Annotated in this window: 12 protein-coding genes and 2 pseudogenes; 5 read left to right on the forward strand and 9 right to left on the reverse strand. The window is 64.0% G+C overall.

Annotated elements, in window-relative coordinates; genetic code table 11:
* The first annotated feature begins 177 nt into the window (after positions 1-177).
* Positions 178-958 (forward strand): annotated as a pseudogene (locus ACSKB8_RS16280) (protein phosphatase CheZ).
* Between the two features lie 161 nt (positions 959-1,119).
* On the opposite strand, the gene ACSKB8_RS16285 reads toward ACSKB8_RS16280, so the two are convergent.
* Positions 1,120-1,641 carry a hypothetical protein gene (locus tag ACSKB8_RS16285; RefSeq protein WP_164934682.1) on the reverse strand — a complete coding sequence of 174 codons (522 nt, stop codon included), beginning with the start codon at positions 1,639-1,641 and terminating at the stop codon, positions 1,120-1,122.
* Between the two features lie 316 nt (positions 1,642-1,957).
* On the opposite strand from ACSKB8_RS16285, the gene ACSKB8_RS16290 reads away from it, so the two are divergent.
* The 3 genes from ACSKB8_RS16290 (at position 1,958) to ACSKB8_RS16300 (ending at position 5,385) form a co-directional block, all read left to right on the forward strand.
* Positions 1,958-2,254, forward strand: coding sequence for a co-chaperone GroES (locus ACSKB8_RS16290; RefSeq protein ID WP_438105204.1), 297 nt, complete (start codon positions 1,958-1,960; stop codon positions 2,252-2,254).
* Between the two features lie 143 nt (positions 2,255-2,397).
* Positions 2,398-4,029 (forward strand): chaperonin GroEL, encoded by a 1,632-nt coding sequence (groL, locus tag ACSKB8_RS16295; RefSeq protein ID WP_091886952.1) that lies wholly within the window; start codon positions 2,398-2,400, stop codon positions 4,027-4,029.
* Between the two features lie 144 nt (positions 4,030-4,173).
* Complete coding sequence (locus tag ACSKB8_RS16300; RefSeq protein WP_438105206.1) at positions 4,174-5,385, forward strand: hypothetical protein; 1,212 nt, start codon at positions 4,174-4,176, stop codon at positions 5,383-5,385.
* 157 nt (positions 5,386-5,542) lie between these two features.
* Here ACSKB8_RS16300 and ACSKB8_RS16305 read toward each other — a convergent pair whose 3' ends face one another.
* Positions 5,543-5,941 (reverse strand): META domain-containing protein, encoded by a 399-nt coding sequence (locus ACSKB8_RS16305; protein WP_370986356.1) that lies wholly within the window; start codon positions 5,939-5,941, stop codon positions 5,543-5,545.
* Between the two features lie 144 nt (positions 5,942-6,085).
* On the reverse strand, positions 6,086-7,750 hold the full coding sequence (locus tag ACSKB8_RS16310; RefSeq protein WP_438105208.1) for an L-lactate permease: 1,665 nt from the start codon (positions 7,748-7,750) through the stop codon (positions 6,086-6,088).
* A 314-nt stretch (positions 7,751-8,064) separates the two neighbouring features.
* On the opposite strand from ACSKB8_RS16310, the gene ACSKB8_RS16315 reads away from it, so the two are divergent.
* Positions 8,065-9,819 (forward strand): ABC transporter ATP-binding protein/permease, encoded by a 1,755-nt coding sequence (locus tag ACSKB8_RS16315; RefSeq protein WP_438105209.1) that lies wholly within the window; start codon positions 8,065-8,067, stop codon positions 9,817-9,819.
* Positions 9,820-10,472: 653 nt separating this feature from the next.
* On the opposite strand, the gene ACSKB8_RS16320 is transcribed toward ACSKB8_RS16315, so the two are convergent.
* From ACSKB8_RS16320 to ACSKB8_RS16345, 6 genes and pseudogenes are all read right to left on the reverse strand, one after another.
* Positions 10,473-11,483: a TorF family putative porin gene (locus tag ACSKB8_RS16320; RefSeq protein WP_091887077.1), complete on the reverse strand. Its 1,011-nt coding sequence runs from the start codon at positions 11,481-11,483 to the stop codon at positions 10,473-10,475.
* Between the two features lie 387 nt (positions 11,484-11,870).
* Positions 11,871-12,236 carry a histone gene (locus tag ACSKB8_RS16325; RefSeq protein WP_370986360.1) on the reverse strand — a complete coding sequence of 122 codons (366 nt, stop codon included), beginning with the start codon at positions 12,234-12,236 and terminating at the stop codon, positions 11,871-11,873.
* An 85-nt stretch (positions 12,237-12,321) separates the two neighbouring features.
* On the reverse strand, positions 12,322-13,644 hold the full coding sequence (glcF, locus tag ACSKB8_RS16330; protein WP_438105211.1) for a glycolate oxidase subunit GlcF: 1,323 nt from the start codon (positions 13,642-13,644) through the stop codon (positions 12,322-12,324).
* Positions 13,641-14,880, reverse strand: a pseudogene (locus ACSKB8_RS16335) (FAD-binding protein). Before ACSKB8_RS16335 ends, glcF begins: the two are co-directional and overlap by 4 nt.
* Before the next feature lie 245 nt (positions 14,881-15,125).
* Positions 15,126-15,386, reverse strand: coding sequence for a hypothetical protein (locus tag ACSKB8_RS16340; protein ID WP_438105212.1), 261 nt, complete (start codon positions 15,384-15,386; stop codon positions 15,126-15,128).
* Positions 15,387-15,630: 244 nt separating this feature from the next.
* Entirely contained in the window at positions 15,631-17,124 is a 1,494-nt protein-coding gene (locus ACSKB8_RS16345; RefSeq protein WP_438105214.1) for an FAD-linked oxidase C-terminal domain-containing protein, read from the reverse strand.
* Between the last annotated feature and the right edge of the window lie 249 nt (positions 17,125-17,373).

The following is a 17,373-nucleotide window of genomic DNA, read 5'->3' on the forward strand; positions in this document are numbered from 1 at the left end:
CGTCAAGCGCGGGCCAATTTGGCGATCAGCGTTTATTTTCGATGAACGCAGCGCAGCCATGGTTAATCGCTTCTTTGCACGCCGTCGCGCGATGCCGCACAACAGTTCCGGCTGTGAACTTCGTGTTAAATCGCTTCTGCCTACAAAGACGCGTGAATGAGGTGGGGGAGTATCCTGATGGCTGTTCACCGCAAGCGTTTTCGCGTCGAAGATATCGCCGGTGGCGAGATGCCGATTCTCTGACGTAACCGAAGAAGCAATCCCGATGCATAGCGAGATCATGGCCGAGCTGCGTGCGATCCGCGCACAGATGGCGAAGGGCACTGTGCCCCTGTCCGGCAGCGCAGCCATGGCGGCGATCGACGCCTCCACCGCCCACGAGCTCTCGGAAGCCCGTACCATGCTCGAGACCTACCGGGCGCAGATCGAGCAGTGCGAGAAGCTGAAGGTCGAGCTCGACCTCATCCACGACGCCATCGACCGCACCAAGCGCGAGATCGCGACGCTGCACGGCAAGAGCTTCGACGGCGGCGAGATGGCCAAGGTCAATGGCGAGCTCGGCGCGGTCGTCGGCGGCACCGAGCAGGCGACGCAGCAAATCCTCGAAGCCGCCGAGTCGATCGACCAGGCGGCCAGCGCGATGTCCAAGGTGCAATCGGCCGATCAGCAGAAGCGGCTCGCCGACGACATCCAGGAACGCGTCATCTCGATTTTCGAAGCCTGCAACTTCCAGGACCTGACCGGCCAGCGCATCAGCAAGGTCATGACCACGATGAAGTTCATCGAGCAGCACATCAATGCGATGATGGAGATCTGGGGCGGCGTCGACGCGATCAAGGCCCATGTGCCGGCGCCTGTCGACAGCCGCAGCGATGACGAAAAGCTCCTCAACGGCCCGAAGCTCGCCGGCGACGTCGGCCATGCCTCGCAGGACGACATCGACGCGCTGTTCGACTGAGCGGGCGTCGACTACGGAAAGACGAAACGCCGGCGCAAGCCGGCGTTTTTTTGTTTGCCGTCATTGCGAGCGTAGCGAAGCAATCCAGACCGTCACCGTGGAAAGACTTTGGATTGCTTCGCTACCGCTCGCAATGACGCGTGGTTAGGCCGGAATCCCGATCACGCCCTCGGCGCGCAGCGGACGTAGACCATGTTGCCGTAGCGGGTGGCGGCGTCCTTGTCGATGAAGCGGGTGATCAGCACGCGGCCATCGAAGGAGATGATCTCGCGGTCCTGCTCGCCCGGCGTCGGGCCGGCGGGTCCGATGTAGTTCTTGCCGCTCGGCGAGCCCTTCAGCCGCAGCTCCTGCGGGGTCGCCTGGTCGGCCAGATGCATGATCACGCCGCCGGAGGAGCCGGCGGTGATCACATAGGGATTCTTGCACTGCGCCCGGGCGGCAGCCTCGGTGCGGGCGCGGTCGGCCGGATTCTGGAACGAGGCGAGACCCCAGCGGCCGACGATCTCGTCGGAGCGGATCGTCGCGGGCATTTCCGGGCCGGTGCCGGGCTCAGCCTCGGGCGGCGGCGAAGACGACGAGAAGGACGGCAGGCTCATGCCGCCGCCGCAGGCGCCCAGCAATAGCGCCAGACAAGACGCGGCGGCCAGATTGGCAACCGTGCGCGCGCGAGCTGAACTGATCATGGCATTCCCCCGAACAAGACCATGGCCGCACCCCTCCCGCAGCCAAGCGCAAAACAGCCGCCGGAGCAATGCCGTCGTTTGATACGCCGGCGCCCCGAACGAGTTTCCAATGCCACCATCCTATATCCGCCTCACCAATCGCTTAACCACCTTTGCTTGACAGGATCGCGGCCAAGCCATATTTCCGGGCGCACTATTAGCACTCGGAAAGCCCGATTGCTAAGCGTGCCGTTCGATCCTCGGGAAGAGGGTGGACGGAAGCGCCGCCCCAACCCACTTCCACTACTTCCGAAGCGAGCCTCCAAAGGGAAACGTCATGGCTAAATCCAAATTTCGTCCGCTGCATGACCGTGTCGTGGTCAAACGTATCGACGCCGAGGAAAAGTCCAAGGGCGGCATCATCATTCCCGACACCGCCAAGGAAAAGCCCTCCCAGGGCGAAATCGTCGCCGTCGGCCCGGGCGGCCGCGACGAGACCGGCAAGCTGATCCCGATCGACCTCAAGGTCGGCGACCGCGTGCTGTTCGGCAAATGGTCGGGCACCGAGGTCAAGATCGAGAACGAAGAGCTCCTGATCATGAAGGAGTTGGACATCATGGGCGTGCTGGCCTAAGGCCATCCGTCTGAACGGCCGCTGAATGTCATGCCCGGATCGCGCGATCCGGGCATCCATCATTCCGCCGGGTTCGACTTGCGGACCCGGGATTGGTGCAACACAAGCGGCAGATACATCACGAAACACGAGGGATTGCAGAAATGGCTGCCAAAGACGTCAAGTTTTCCGGAGACGCGCGCGATCGCATGCTGCGCGGCGTCGACGTTCTCGCCAACGCCGTCAAGGTGACGCTCGGCCCGAAGGGCCGCAACGTCGTCATCGAGAAGAGCTTTGGCGCCCCCCGCATCACCAAGGACGGCGTCACCGTCGCCAAGGAGATCGAACTCGAGGACAAGTTCGAGAACATGGGCGCCCAGATGGTACGTGAGGTCGCCTCCAAGACCAACGACCTCGCCGGCGACGGCACCACCACCGCGACCGTGCTGGCCCAGGCCATCGTGCGCGAAGGCGCCAAGGCGGTTGCCGCCGGCATGAACCCGATGGACCTCAAGCGCGGCATCGATTCCGCGGTTGCGGCCGTGGTCAAGGACATCGAGAAGCGCGCCAAGCCGGTCGCCGCCTCCTCCGAAGTCGCCCAGGTCGGCACCATCTCGGCCAACGGCGATGCCGCCATCGGCAAGATGATCGCCCAGGCGATGCAGAAGGTCGGCAATGAGGGCGTCATCACCGTCGAGGAGAACAAGTCGCTCGACACCGAGGTCGACATCGTCGAGGGCATGAAGTTCGACCGCGGCTATCTCAGCCCCTACTTCGTCACCAATGCCGAGAAGATGACCGCCGAGCTCGAGGACGCCTACATCCTCCTGCACGAGAAGAAGCTCTCGGGCCTGCAGGCCATGCTGCCGGTGCTCGAAGCCGTGGTGCAGTCGGGCAAGCCGCTCGTCATCGTCGCCGAGGACGTCGAGGGTGAGGCGCTCGCCACCCTGGTGGTCAACCGCCTGCGGGGCGGCCTCAAGGTCGCCGCCGTCAAGGCGCCTGGCTTCGGTGACCGCCGCAAGGCCATGCTCGAGGACATCGCGGTTCTCACCGGCGGCCAGCTCATCTCCGAAGAGCTCGGCATCAAGCTCGAGAACGTCACGGTGAAGATGCTCGGTCGCGCCAAGAAGGTGGTGATCGACAAGGAGAACACCACGATCGTCAACGGTGCCGGCAAGAAGCCCGACATCGAGGCCCGCGTCGGCCAGATCAAGGCGCAGATCGAGGAGACCACCTCGGACTACGACCGTGAGAAGCTTCAGGAGCGCCTCGCCAAGCTCGCCGGCGGCGTCGCGGTGATCCGCGTCGGCGGCGCCACCGAGATCGAGGTCAAGGAGAAGAAGGACCGCGTCGAGGACGCGCTCAACGCCACCCGCGCCGCGGTGCAGGAAGGCATCGTTCCGGGCGGCGGCGTCGCGCTGCTGCGCGCCAAGAAGGCGGTCGGCCGCCTGTCCAACGACAATGCCGACGTCCAGGCCGGCATCAACATCGTGCTGAAGGCGCTGGAAGCCCCGATCCGCCAGATCTCCGAGAACGCCGGCGTGGAAGGCTCGATCGTCGTCGGCAAGATCCTGGAGAACAAGTCCGAGACCTTCGGCTTCGACGCTCAGAACGAGGACTATGTCGACATGGTCGAGAAGGGCATCATCGATCCCGCCAAGGTGGTGCGCACCGCGCTCCAGGACGCCTCCTCCGTGGCCGGCCTGCTGGTCACCACCGAAGCCATGGTCGCCGAAATGCCGAAGAAGGAAGCTCCGCCCGCCATGCCGGCCGGCGGCGGCATGGGCGGTTTCTAAGGCCCATCCTCACCTTCCAGTGTTACGAAGGCCGCCTCCGGGCGGCCTTCTTTTTTGCCGACCCTGCCCCTCCGCTTTCCGATTCAACCGGCGGCCAAAACCCACTACGGTGGCCCCGATTCTGATTGCTCGAGGATTTCGTCGATGCGCGCGCTTCCGGTTTGTTCGACAGCCCTTTTGGTGGCCTTACTCGCCGCCTCGCCCGAGGTCGCTTCCGCCCAGATGAAGCTGTCGCCGAAGGCCACGACGCCCGGCGGCGTCGAGACGCGCTATTTCACCTCGATCGACGGGCTGATGGACGGCAATGCCGACGTGATCCTGAAGGAGACGCGCCAGGGCAAGACGGTCACGGCGGCCGTGCTCGACGTCTGCTATCCCGTCGCGAAGAATTCCGACCGGAAGGACCGCTTCGTCGTCAATCTCCAGGTCGCAGGCCAGAACCTGACGGGCACGACGCAGAGCCTCGGCGCGAAGGCGCCGGTCAGCGTCAAGCTGCTGCGCAAGCAGGCCGGGGACATGTTCGAGTTCCGCGGCCAGATCACGATCGGCCAGACCGTGACCGAGGTCACCTCGCCCGACAATTCCGATCTCAGCGAGAAGGAATTCCTGGACAACCAGACCTCCGACGACGGCATCACGCCGCAGCCGAAGGATTTCACCGACGTCTCGCCGGAGGCGATCGCGGTCAAGGTCAAGCTCGATGCCGCGAACGACTTCCTGAAGAGCCTGAAGGGCCAGGAGGTTGAGGTGACGCTGGCCAGCCTCAATGTCGGCTGCGACGCGCTGCGCGCCGGTGAGCAGACCATCAACATGTCGGTCGATCCGGAGCGCGCGGGGGCGCTGCTGTCAAAGTTCAAGGCGATGCCCGGCGTCACCGCCGCGGGCTGGACCGCGGGCATGACCGAGATGGACCGCACCATCCGCTTCCCGGCCGCCGACTGGCGCGACGGCGACAAGATCAACCGCGACAAGCTCGCGACCGCGGTTGCGGGCGTGCTGAGCAGGACGCTCGCGGCAAAGCCGGTCTCGCAGAGCTTCAACTCCGCCACCGGCAAGCTCAAGCTCGTCTTCAAGCGGCCGAACCAGGATTTTCCCGCGCTCGAGCTCACCGACACGATCGAGGTCGCAGGCCTCGTCTCGCCCGACAAGCCCGGCACGACCGACAAGCTCATGCTCTGGATCGGCAGCCCCGCGACGACCACATCCGATGAGAGCAGCGGCGCCAAGCTCAACCTGTCCGATGACGCGAGCCCGGACGAAGAAGGCGATCTGCCCGACGACAACGGCTCGATCGAGGCGCTTGCCAAGGAGCTGAAAGCCCAGCGCTGGGACGCCGACAAGTCGGTGTGGAAGTAGACTCTCGTGCCCCGGACGCAGCGCAGCACGTCAGTGATGCGCTGCTGAGCCGGGGCCCAGAAGCTACGAGCACGTCCGAGGATAGGATTCTGGGTCCCGGCTCTGCGGCGCAGCGCTTACGCGCTCCGCCTTGTCCGGGACGAGCGCACTGCGAAAGCTAATTCCCGTTGACGCGAAAGCGCAGCGGCTTGGGACCAACCAGCATGAGCACGTCGCCCTGGCGCTTCCAGGTTTCGACGCTGCCGAGCGCGGCCACGAGATCGTCATCGGCCTGCGCCTTTGCCGGCGGACAGGAGCGGTCCTGGATCTGGCCGGGGACGAAGATCACGGTGTTGCCGGCGACCGAGAACTGGCCCTTGCCGCCCTTGCACCAGAGCTCCAGCACCACCTCGCCATTGTCGCCGATCTCGATGTTCGGTATCCGCTTCGAGCCGGGCTGTGGCAGCGCTTCCAGCGTCATTTCGGTGCCGAAGGGGAACCCCTCCTCGGCACGCGCGAGCGTGGACATCGCGAGCATTGCAATTGCCGCACACACCAACCGCTTGAGCAAAACCATAAGACCTCTCGACCGACCTGACTTGCCGCACCTTCTATAAGACGGCAGCGTTCTTGAGAAGGTTCGCCCATGGTGGATGTCGATACAAAAATCCCCGCGAGGCGAGCCTCGCGGGGATTTGCGTCGCGGCTTTGGCGTCGACCGCTACTTCAGCACCAGCGCCGTGAACGGCCAGACATAGGCCTGCAACGTCACAAGCACGCCGACGAGGCAGGCCAGCACGATCGAGTGCCGGAACACGAAGCGCAGGATGGTGCCCTCGTGGCCGTACCAATTGGTGGCGGTGGAGGCGACGACGATCGATTGCGCGTCGATCATCTTGCCCATCACGCCGCCGGATGAGTTCGCCGCAGCCATCAGGACCGGCGACAGACCGAGCTGCTCGGAGGTGATCTTCTGCAGGTTTCCGAACAGCACGTTTGAGGCGGTGTCCGATCCCGTCAGCGCAACACCGAGCCAGCCAAGCAACGTGCCGAAGAAGGGATAGAGCACGCCGGTGGCCGCGAAGGCGAGGCCGAGCGTCGCGTCGACGCCGGACAAGCGCGTCAAGGTGCCGATCGCGAGCATCGCGGAGATCGTGATCAGCGAGATCGCGCACAGCCGGATGGTGCGGCCGTACTCGGTCACGAGTTTGACGGGACCGACGCCCATCAGGAAGCCGGAGATGATCGCCGCGATCAGCATGCCCGTTCCGGTGAAGGACAGGTAGGTGAAGCTGAACACCGCGGCTTCCGGAGTCGGCTTCGCCGCCACCGGCGGCATTTTGTTGATCATCTGGTGCAGCTCGGGAACGGCGTAGTTCCAAACGAAGATCGAGTTCGCCCAGGTCTTGAACCAGCCGCTGCCCCAGATCAGCATCACGACGCAGACGATGATCCACGGCAGCAGCGCGCTCCAGAGCTCCGCTTGCGTGAGCGGGGTTTTGTCGAGCGGCTTCGCCGGCGTCATGGTCGCCGCCGATTCATCGTGCCCGCCCAGCTCCGGCGACAGCCAGAGCTGCCTCGGCTGCCACACCTTCAGGAACAGGATGAGGGCGCCCATCGAGATCAGCGATGCCCCGATGTCGACGATCCAGGGATTGATGTGGTTCGAGATCACATATTGCGGAATCGCAAACGACACGCCCGTGACGAGGATCGCCGGCCAGACGTCCTTCATGCCCCTCCAGCCCGCGAAGGCCCACACCACCCAGAACGGCACGATCAGCGAGAAGAACGGCAATTGCCGGCCGACCATCGCACCCAAGATATAGGGATCGAGCCCGGTGACGGAGGCAAGGCCCTGGATGGGCGTGCCGAGCGCGCCGTAGGCGACCGGCGCGGTGTTGGCGATCAGCGACAGGCCGGAGGCTGCGAGCGGGGAGAAGCCGAGCCCGATCAGCACCGCGCCCGTGATCGCGACCGGCGTGCCGAAGCCCGAGGCGCCCTCGAAGAAGGCACCGAACGAGAACGCCACCAGCAACAGCTGCAAACGCCGGTCCTCGGTGACGCCGCCGATCGCGCGCTTCAGCAGTTCGAATTTCCCGCACCCTACCGTCACCTGATAGAGGAAGATGACGTTGAGGACGATCCAGCCGATGGGGAAGAACCCGGTGACGATGCCCAGCACCGAGGCGCGTAACGACATGTTCGCGGGCATGGTGAAGACGAAGATCGTGATCAGGTTGGTCACGATCACGGCGATGACGGCTGCGATGTGGGCCTGGACGCGGCCGCTCGCGATCAGGACCAGCAGCGTGACGACGGGCACTGCCGCCGCGATCGTCGACAGCACCGGGCTGTGCAGCGGGTCATAGATTTGATTCCACATAGTCTTCCTCCCCCACGCATGTTTGTGGCAGGCGACCCGCGTGGAGAGCCGGTCCTGCTTGACGCTGGAAGCGATAACCCCCAAGTCGGACGCGAATTCCTCGCGAATGCGGCGGTTCCCGTCCGCTCACAAGCTCGCGAAATCCCGAAGCACCCCGCCCCGCGCCGTCGAACCCCATGCTAGGGTTGCGAGCTGCGACAAGCCAACGCAAATTGCAGAACTTGCGACTTTAGTCTAAGCGCGCCCATTTCCGCCATTGCCTCAGCCATTTGGCTCTGGGCCGTTATGCACATCCCCTGAGGAGACCCAGCTCTGTGAAGAACATCCGCGCCATGCTCGCGATCGTCTGGCGAATCGCCGCCCCCTATTTCCGATCGGAGGACAAATGGGCCGGCCGCGGCCTGCTCGCCGCCGTCATTGCCATGGAGCTGGCGCTGGTGGCGATCAATGTTCTGGTCAGTCAGTGGCAAAACCGATTCTTCAGTGCGATCCAGGGATATGAACTGGACCGGTTCGTCAGAGAGATCTGGATCTTTCTTGGCCTTGCCTTCACCTTCGTCGCATTGGCGGTCTACAAGCTCTACCTGAACCAGTGGCTTCAGATTCGTTGGCGGCGCTGGCTGACGCAGCATTATCTCGGCGAATGGCTCAACGGCTCGACGCATTACCGCATGCAGCTCAAGGGCGACGCCGCCGACAATCCTGATCAGCGTATCACCGAGGACGTCAAGAATTTCGTCGAACAGACCCTGACCATCGGCCTCGGCCTGCTGTCGTCGATCGTGACGCTGGCCTCGTTCGTCGTCATTCTCTGGGGTCTGTCGGACAAGGCGCCGCTGCACATTTACGGTACCGATATCGTCATCCCTGGTTTTCTGGTCTGGTGTGCGCTGGTCTACGCAATCCTGGGTACGGCGCTGACGCACTGGATCGGTGCCCCGCTCATCAACCTCAATTTCGAGCAGCAGCGCTTCGAGGCCGACTTCCGCTTCAACCTGATCCGCGTGCGCGAAAATTCCGAGCAGATCGCCCTTTTGAAAGGTGAGAGCGCGGAGCGAGGGAATCTGCTGCAGCGCTTTGGTTTCGTCATAGGCAACTGGTACGCGATTATGAGCAGGACCAAGCGCCTGACCGCTTTCACGGCAAGCTATAGTCAGGCTGCAGTGATCTTTCCCTATGTGGTGGTGGCTCCGGCTTACTTCGCCAAGAGAATCCAACTCGGCGACTTGATGCAGACCGGCTCGGCGTTCGGCAGCGTGCAGGATGCGCTGTCGTTCTTCGTCACGGCGTATCGCTCGCTCGCGGAATGGCGCTCGGTGATTGCTCGTCTCGATGGCTTCGAGATGTCGGTCAGCTCAGCAGCCACCGTCGCGGCGCACGAGCCGGCCATCAGCGTTGCGCCAGGGAGCGCCAAGGCAATCACGCTCAAGCAATTGCTGGTGAACCTGCCAAACGGCGAGCCACTGGTCAGCGCCGATGCCTTCATCGTCCGGCCGGCAGAGCGAGTTCTGGTGACCGGACCGTCCGGTTCCGGCAAGTCGACGTTGTTCCGGGCCATTGCCGGCATCTGGCCTTTCGGCGACGGAACGATCGCCATTCCTGAGAAGGCGAAGCTGATGATGGTGCCGCAGCGGCCGTATTTCCCGATCGGCCCGCTCGGGGATGCCGTGATCTACCCCTCCGATCATGGCACAATCGCGCCCGAGAAGATCGCGGAAGCGCTGACAGCAGTAGGCATGCCGCGTCTGGCAAAGCGGCTTGCCGAGGACGGTCACTGGAACCGGATGCTGTCGCTCGGCGAGCAGCAGCGCCTGGGGCTCGCTCGCGCGCTGTTGCATGCGCCGGACTATCTGTTCCTGGACGAGGCCACGGCGTCGCTGGACGAGCCGTCCGAGGCCCGACTGTACCGGCTGCTGGCAGAGAAGCTGCCGCAGGCGACCATTGTCTCGATCGGCCACCGCTCGACGCTCGACGCCTTCCACACTCGCAAGGTGACAATGGTGAAGGACGGCGAGATCCACGTCCTCGGCGGCGGACCGGCTGTAGCGGAGCCGAGCGCGGCGCGTTGAGGAGCGGCGCTCCGGATTCGTGTGCGCGGCGGCGTGATTTAGCGCGGTTTCGCGACACGAGCTCCCATCCTCCCCTGGAGGGGGAGGATCGGGTCGCATGCAGCGAAGCGTAATGCGAACCGAGGTGGGGTGACGGTCTATCCGCGTTGAAACTGTCCGTGTCGAGAGATCACCCCGCCCCGCTCGCGCTGCGCGCGATCGACCCTCCCCCTCCAGGCAGGGCTATCGCATATGGATTTCACGAGGACTGTCTGCGGGCTTGCTCCGCCTCTCCCGCTTGCGGGAGAGGCCGACGCTCTCGCAGAGCGCGGCGGGTGAGGGCTCTCGCCACGCAGGGACATCCTCCTCAATCCTCAACAATCCCGACGCGGAGACACCCCCACCCCAGCCCTCCCCCGCAAGCGGGAGAGGGAGCCCAGTGCCGATGCCGCCGCATCGTGCACACCATATGCGATAGCCCTACCCTGGAGGGGGAGGGTGGGAGCTTCTTCACGTCATGCCCGGGCTTGTCCAGGTCAGGCCGGCCATGACGATGTGGCCAACATCGAGCCCTCACCGCGCACGCCACGGCCGAACTCCTTTAGTCTATTAGCCCCAAAGCAAAAGGGCGGCAGATTGCTCCGCCGCCCTCGCCAAGTATTCCGGGAAAAATCTTACTTCAGGTTGGTCATCGCCGTCAGGTCGAACGACAGCTTGGCGATACCGGCCGCGCCGCACCAGTTGGAGCCGACTCCCGACGGATTGATCGGGGTCACGTCGGTACCGAGGTTCGGAGCGATGTTGCCGCGGGCGGAGAAGTCGCTGGTGAAGGCGTTGCAGTTACCCTTGGACAGGTCGGTGTCGGAATAACGCAGGTCCAGCGTGAACACCTTGTAGGTGAAGCCGATGCCGATGTTCCAGGTGTTGTAGTCGGCGTACTTGATGCCGTTCGGGAACGCCGGCACGCCGTAGAAGCTGTCGGAGGTGCCGAGCCACTGACGGCCGAACTCACCCGAGACATACATGCCGACGCCGCTCGAGCCGAAGACCGTGCTGGGCGCGATGTACTTGCCGGTGATCGAGGTGTAGTTGCCCCAGGCGCCGGAGTTCAGGTAGCTCGGGGTGTAGTATTCGTTGACGCCGAACGACCAGTTGTCGTTCACCGTATAAGTCATCTTGCCGTAGACTTCGAAGAAGCTCAGGTCCTTCTTGATCACGTTGCCATTGATCAGGGCCTGCGAGGCGCACTCGGCGCCCTGGAAGTTGCCGGCAAAGTCAATTCCGGGCGCGCCGAAGAAGCAGCTGCCGCCCGGATACAGATAGCCCCATACGCCGATGTCAAAGGCGAAGGCACCGAAGGTCGGGCGGATACCGCCATAGACGTCGATCTCGGCCGCGGCGCGGTTCGGGAAGGAGATGCTCTCACCGGACACGCCCACGTAGAGCTGGAGGTCCTTGGTGACGTTGTAGCGCGGCTCGAAATAGGCCGTGACCGACGGCTTGTGGTTCGACTGGGTGATACCGCGGAAAATATAGTCGCTCATGATGCCGCCGCCGAAGGCGACGTCCCAGGGCTCGAAAGCGGGCGGCGGCGGGGCTTTCAATGCCTTGACCGGCATATCTGCCGCGAAAGCCGAACCCGTCACCATTGCCAGCGCCGTTGCCAACAAAGCCACTTTTTTCATTTCGATCCCCATCGCCAGTTCTTAGACCTAGTCAGGTCCCAATAGCCCCCCCGGGGCGCTCGACCTGATTGCAAATTTCGTAACTGCGGCAATGTGAATTGAGGGGTGCGAACGGTGAAGCAAAAAGCGCGGGCATCTGCCGACTTTTTAGGCGTTTTGACGATTCCACGAAAGGTTGTCAGCCTGTGTGTCTTCTCGAACACATCAATTGCGTCGCAAACTGCAAAGGATGGTCCGTGCAAGTACGGGGAAGCCAGGAAGCGTGGCACCCAGGTTACGAATCAGACAGGCGCGAGAAAGGGCGGCCTCTGTAGGTGCTTGTGGCGATGCAAAAAGGCCGCAGCGTCACCGCAGCGGCCTTTCTGTTGTCGATCGCGGTCGCTGGACCTACCCCTGTCCCTCGGCCGGCGCCGATTCCGTAGAAGACGAAGGCATCGCCCAGCTTGTCTCGGCGGCAGGCTCGGGAGCCGGAGCTTCCACCGGTGCTGATGGCTTCGGAGCAGGAGCTGCCTTCGCTTTCTTCGGTGCCGCTTTCCTCGCGGCCTTCTTGGGTGCGGCCTTCTTGGCCGACTTCGTCGCAGCCTTCTTGGCGGCTTTCTTCGGGGCTGCCTTCTTGGCAGATTTCTTCGCAGCTTTCTTTGCAGACTTTTTCGCGGACTTCTTGGCTGCCTTCTTCGCGGCCTTCTTCTTCGCCGCTACGACCTTCTTAGCCTTTTTGGCCTTCTTGCTTTTTTTCTTCTTCGCTTTCGCCATCGTGGTCCTCCTGTTGCCGCCGAACAATGGTCGATCGGGCGTCTTTCTGCCGTCACCTGCGGACGAAAGCTCGGCTTTTGAAAGCTCAAACTTGCGCGTTCAATGCCGGCCGCGACCCGCCCGTAGCCCAATCGAGAAGCTCAATCGTGTGTACGACCGGAATTGATGTGCCACTGGCAATCTGCACCATGCAGCCGATATTGCCCGCAGCAATCATGTCCGGCTTGACGCTCGCGATGTTGGCGACCTTGCGATCGCGCAACCGGTCCGCAAGCTCGGGCTGGAGAATGTTGTAGGTGCCCGCCGAACCGCAACACAAATGGCTCTCCGGCACATCTTTCACCACGAATCCATTCTTGGAAAGCAATTCTTTCGGAAGGCCCGTGATTTTCTGCCCATGCTGCAACGAGCATGCGGAGTGATAGGCGACCACGATGTTGTCCTGTGGCGCGGTGGCCGAAAGTCCGAGGCCGGCGACGTATTCGGTGATGTCCTTGGCAAGCGCGGACACCTTCGCCGCATCGGCTGCGAACGCCACATCCTCGCGCAGCAGATAGCCGTAGTCCTTGATCACGGTGCCGCAGCCGGACGCCGTCACCAGGATGGCGTCGAGCCCCTCGCCGGCCGCTTCCCGGCACCACGCAGCGATATTGGCGCGCGCCCGCGCCAATGCGTCGTGGTCGTTGCCGAGGTGATGGGTCAGCGCGCCACAGCACTGCTCGTCCCGGACCAGGACAACCTCGATGCCGTGGCGGGTGAGAAGGCTGATGGCGGCCTGGTTGATGCGCGGCGCCAGCACCTGCTGGGCGCAGCCTTGCAGCAGAGCGACCCGGCCGCGTCTCTTGCCGAGCGCGGCGAACACGCTGCCGGCGGCGGGTCCGGGCAATGGCAGCCGGTTCGGCGCCAGCGCCAGCATCGCCTTGATGCGCTGGATCAATCCGGGCGTAGCCGAAGGCCGAGGCGTCGGCAGGAAGACGGCAAGTGGGCGGGCCAGCCGCGCCAGCCACATGCTCGCGCGGAAACGCTGCGGGTCCGGCAGGACGAAGGCCAGCACTTGGCGCAACAACCGCTCAGTCAGCGGCCGCTGATAGCGCTGCTCGATCCGGACCCTGGCCTGGTCGACGAGGTGCATGTAGTTCACCCCTGACGGGCAGGTCGTCATGCAGGCAAGGCACGACAGACAGCGGTCGATATGTTCGACCACCTCCGCCGTCGGCTCCTGGTCCTTCTCCAGCATCTCCTTGATCAGGTAGATGCGGCCGCGCGGGCTGTCGAGCTCGTCGCCGAGCAGTACATAGGTCGGACAGGTTGCGGTGCAGAAGCCGCAATGGACGCAGGCGCGAAGGATCTTGTCGGCTTCGGCGATGTCGGGGTCGGCGAGCTGCGCCAGTGAGAATTCGGTCTTCATGCCGTAGCGCCCCGCCTCAAACGTCCCCGGTTGAGAATGGTCTTCGGATCGAAACTGGCGCGCACCCGCTCGCTCAGCGCCGCGATGCCAGGCGCTTGCGGATGGAATACATCGATATCACACCTGACGTCCTCGGTCGCCCGGATCAGCGTGGCATGTCCTCCGAACGCGTTGGTGAGCTGGCGCACGGCCGGGGCATGCGCGTCCGGCTTCGGCGGCACCGCCGCCCAGATCAGTCCGCCGCCCCAATCATAGATCAGGTCGCCGCCGGTCTCGTGTGCCAATTGGGTGCCGAGCGCCGCACCCGACGCCGGCGGACAGACGATCCGCCAGACCGGCCAGGCGCCCAGCGCGCCGTTTGCCGCGAACGGCAGGACGTCGCGGATCGTGGCCCATAGCGCGGACGATGCGGCGTCTTCGATCAGGGTCGCGGTTCCGAACGGCGCCAGCAAGTTCGCGCAGCGAGCCGGCGCGGTGCGTGGCGGAGGCCGTGATGCCCTCAAGCCGCAGCACGGTCAGCGCCTCGTCCTGGCCCGCGACGTCGCCGAGCCCATTGGCCTTGGTGCGAAAGGCCGATTTCGGCAGATGCGCGGCTCCGGAAACGTCGAAGGGCGAGCCGAGCGCCGCCGTCATCGCCTTGTTGGCGCGGGCATCGTCGAGCCCGCGGAGCAACAGCGTCCGCTCGGCCTCGGGCTTGGGCATCACCTTGAGCGTGACCTCGGTCATCACCGCTAGCGTGCCCCAGGACCCCGCGAGAAGCTTGCACAGGTCGTAGCCGGTGACGTTCTTCACCACCTTGCCGCCGGTCTTGAAGCTGTCACCGAAGCCGGAGACGGCGTGCGCCCCGAGCAGGTGATCGCGCGCCCCGCCCGCCCTGATCCGCCGCGGACCGGCGAGCCCGGCGGCGATCATGCCGCCGATGGTTCCGAGCGCCGGCGTGCCGAGCAGCGGCGCCGTGTTCATCGGCTCGAAGGCGAATTGCTGGTTCTTGGCATCGATCAGCGACAGCACGTCGGCCAGCGGCGCGCCGGCCTGGAGCGTGACGATCAGCTCGTTGGGCTCGTAGGAGGTGACCGCATTGAGCGCGGAGACGTCGAGCACGGCATTGGTCGCCATCGCATGGCCGATACCGCGCTTGGAGCCATGACCGATGATCTCGAGCGGCTGCTCGTTGGCGATCGCCGCGCGCACCACCTCTTCGACGTCTTTGCCGTCTCTGACCTTGAGCGTATCCACGAGAGGAGGCCGTAACGAAATTCGCGCCGGAAATCAAATCTGTCAGACACTGCGCTTCGCCCGGGCTGGCAATCTCTGGTGCAACGCGAAAGAGCGGTGGCCAGGGCGCTCCCGTTGGCAGGCAAGCCTTCCGCTGCTTGTCGTCAACTGGCGCATCTTACCGAAGCACCCGCGCGGACGAAGCGAGCAAGAACGGTGGGGCGACGCAATCTCTCGGCGCCCGCAACCAGACTCCGCGCTCTGCATCAATCGCCGGGATCACCGGCACTGTTTCGGCGGATCGGCGCGACGCGCCCATCGGGCATTAGATTGATGAACAGGCGTTCATGGAACGGCGCAGTTTCCAACCCGTTGATCACGGTGCTTCCTTCAGAAGGAGGAATGAAGATGAAGAGAATAATTGTTGCACTTTCTGCCATCGCCCTCATCGGCGCTGCGCCGGCCGTCTTTGCCCAAGGCGTATCAAGCAAGACGCCGGGCCAAGAGATGCAGACCAAAGGCTCCAAGGCAGGCCATCCGGGAGCATCCGGCTACACTCCGGGACATAAGAAGCACGCCATGGGTTCTAAGAAAGGTCACCCCGGCGCTTCTGGCTACGCTCCCGGCCAAACCACTGGCGCGAGCACGAAGTCTGGTGGCGCGAGCACGAAGTCTGGCTACTGACGGTCGTCTCGCAATTGCCAATAGGCCAATGACAAGAGCCGCCGCGGTCTCAACCCGGCGGCTCTTTGTGTGAGCGATCCCGGTCGCTCAGAACCGGGGAATATCCGGAAACGCGAGCTTACCTGCATGCACATGCATGCGGCCGAGCTCGGCGCAGCGATGCAGGGTCGGAAACACCTTTCCGGGATTGAGCAGACCCTGCGCGTCGAAGGCGCATTTCAACCGCTGCTGCTGGTTGAGGTCGATCTCGGTGAACATATCCGGCATGAGGTCGCGCTTCTCGATGCCGACGCCGTGCTCGCCGGTGAGCACGCCGCCGAATTCGACGCAGGCGCGCAGGATGTCGGCGCCAAAAGCCTCCGCGCGCTCGATCTCGCCGGGCTTGTTGGCATCGTAGAGGATCAGCGGGTGCAGATTGCCGTCGCCGGCGTGGAACACGTTGGCGCAGCCGAGCTGGTATTTTTCGCCGAGCTCGCGGATGCGGGCGAGTGCCTTCGGCAGCGCGCCGCGGGGAATCGTGCCATCCATGCAGAGATAATCGGGCGAGATGCGGCCCACGGCGGGAAACGCTGCCTTGCGGCCTGCCCAGAACAGATTGCGCTCGGCCTCCGAGGTCGAGATCTGGCAGGTGGTCGAGCCGCAGCCATTCGCGATCGCCTCGACGCGCGTGATCAGCTCGTTGACCTCGATCTTGGGACCGTCGAGCTCAATGATCAGCAGTGCCTCGACATCGAGCGGATAGCCAGCATGGACGAACGCCTCGGCGGCGTGAATCGCGGGTTTGTCCATCATCTCCATGCCCCCAGGGATGATGCCGGCGCCGATGATGCGCGCCACGCATTCGCCGGCGGCCTCGACCTCGGCGAAGCCGACCATCAGCGCGCGCGCGGTCTCCGGCTTTTGCAGGATGCGCACCGTGATCTCGGTGATGACCCCGAGCAGGCCTTCGGAACCGGTGATGACGCCCATCAGATCGTAGCCGGGATTCTCCGCCGACTTGCCGCCGATGCGCAGGATCTCGCCGCTCATCAGCACGATCTCACAACCGAGCACGTTGTTGGTGGTCATGCCGTATTTCAGGCAATGCACGCCGCCGGAATTTTCCGCGACATTGCCGCCGATCGAGCAGGCGATCTGCGAGGACGGGTCTGGCGCGTAATAGAAGCCGGCATGCGCGACCGCCTGACTGATGGCAAGGTTGGTGACGCCGGGCTCGGTGACGACGACGCGGTTGTCGAAATCGATCTCGCGGATGCGCTTGAACTTGCCGAGCCCGAGCAGCACGCCGTCCTCGAGCGGCAGCGCGCCCCCGGACAGCGAGGTACCGGACCCGCGGGGCACGACCTTGATCCCCTGCTCTGCACAATATTTCAGGACCAGCGAGACCTGCTCGGTGGTGTCAGGCAGCACCACGACCATCGGCGGCTGCCGATAGGCCGTCAATCCGTCGGATTCATAGGCTCGCATCTCGGCGGCGCTGTCGATCACGCCTTCGCCGGGGACGATTGCGCGCAGTGCGGCAACGACGTCCGCGCGGCGCGCGAGCACGGCCTGGTCGCTCGCAGGCATCATGATGGCCATATCAAATCCTTCATGGCATATCCTTCCGGCTCACGCCGCACAGTCCAATTTGTCGCGGTAAATCAACCACGTCCGGGGGTGTTTGGGTAGGCCATCCGAAAGTCGGATCCGCAATCGCCAGCGAGTTCGCTCTGGGACAAGTAGGAAATCGTGAAACCTGTCATGGTCTGGCGGCTTGTCCAAGCCGGGCAGGCCTGCCAAAACCGGCAGGTCCGACAATTGCCGCGCAGGCAAGAGACTGACTAGACC

Source organism: Bradyrhizobium sp. BR 1432 (genome assembly GCF_051547705.1).
GTDB classification, from domain to species: domain Bacteria; phylum Pseudomonadota; class Alphaproteobacteria; order Rhizobiales; family Xanthobacteraceae; genus Bradyrhizobium; species Bradyrhizobium zhanjiangense.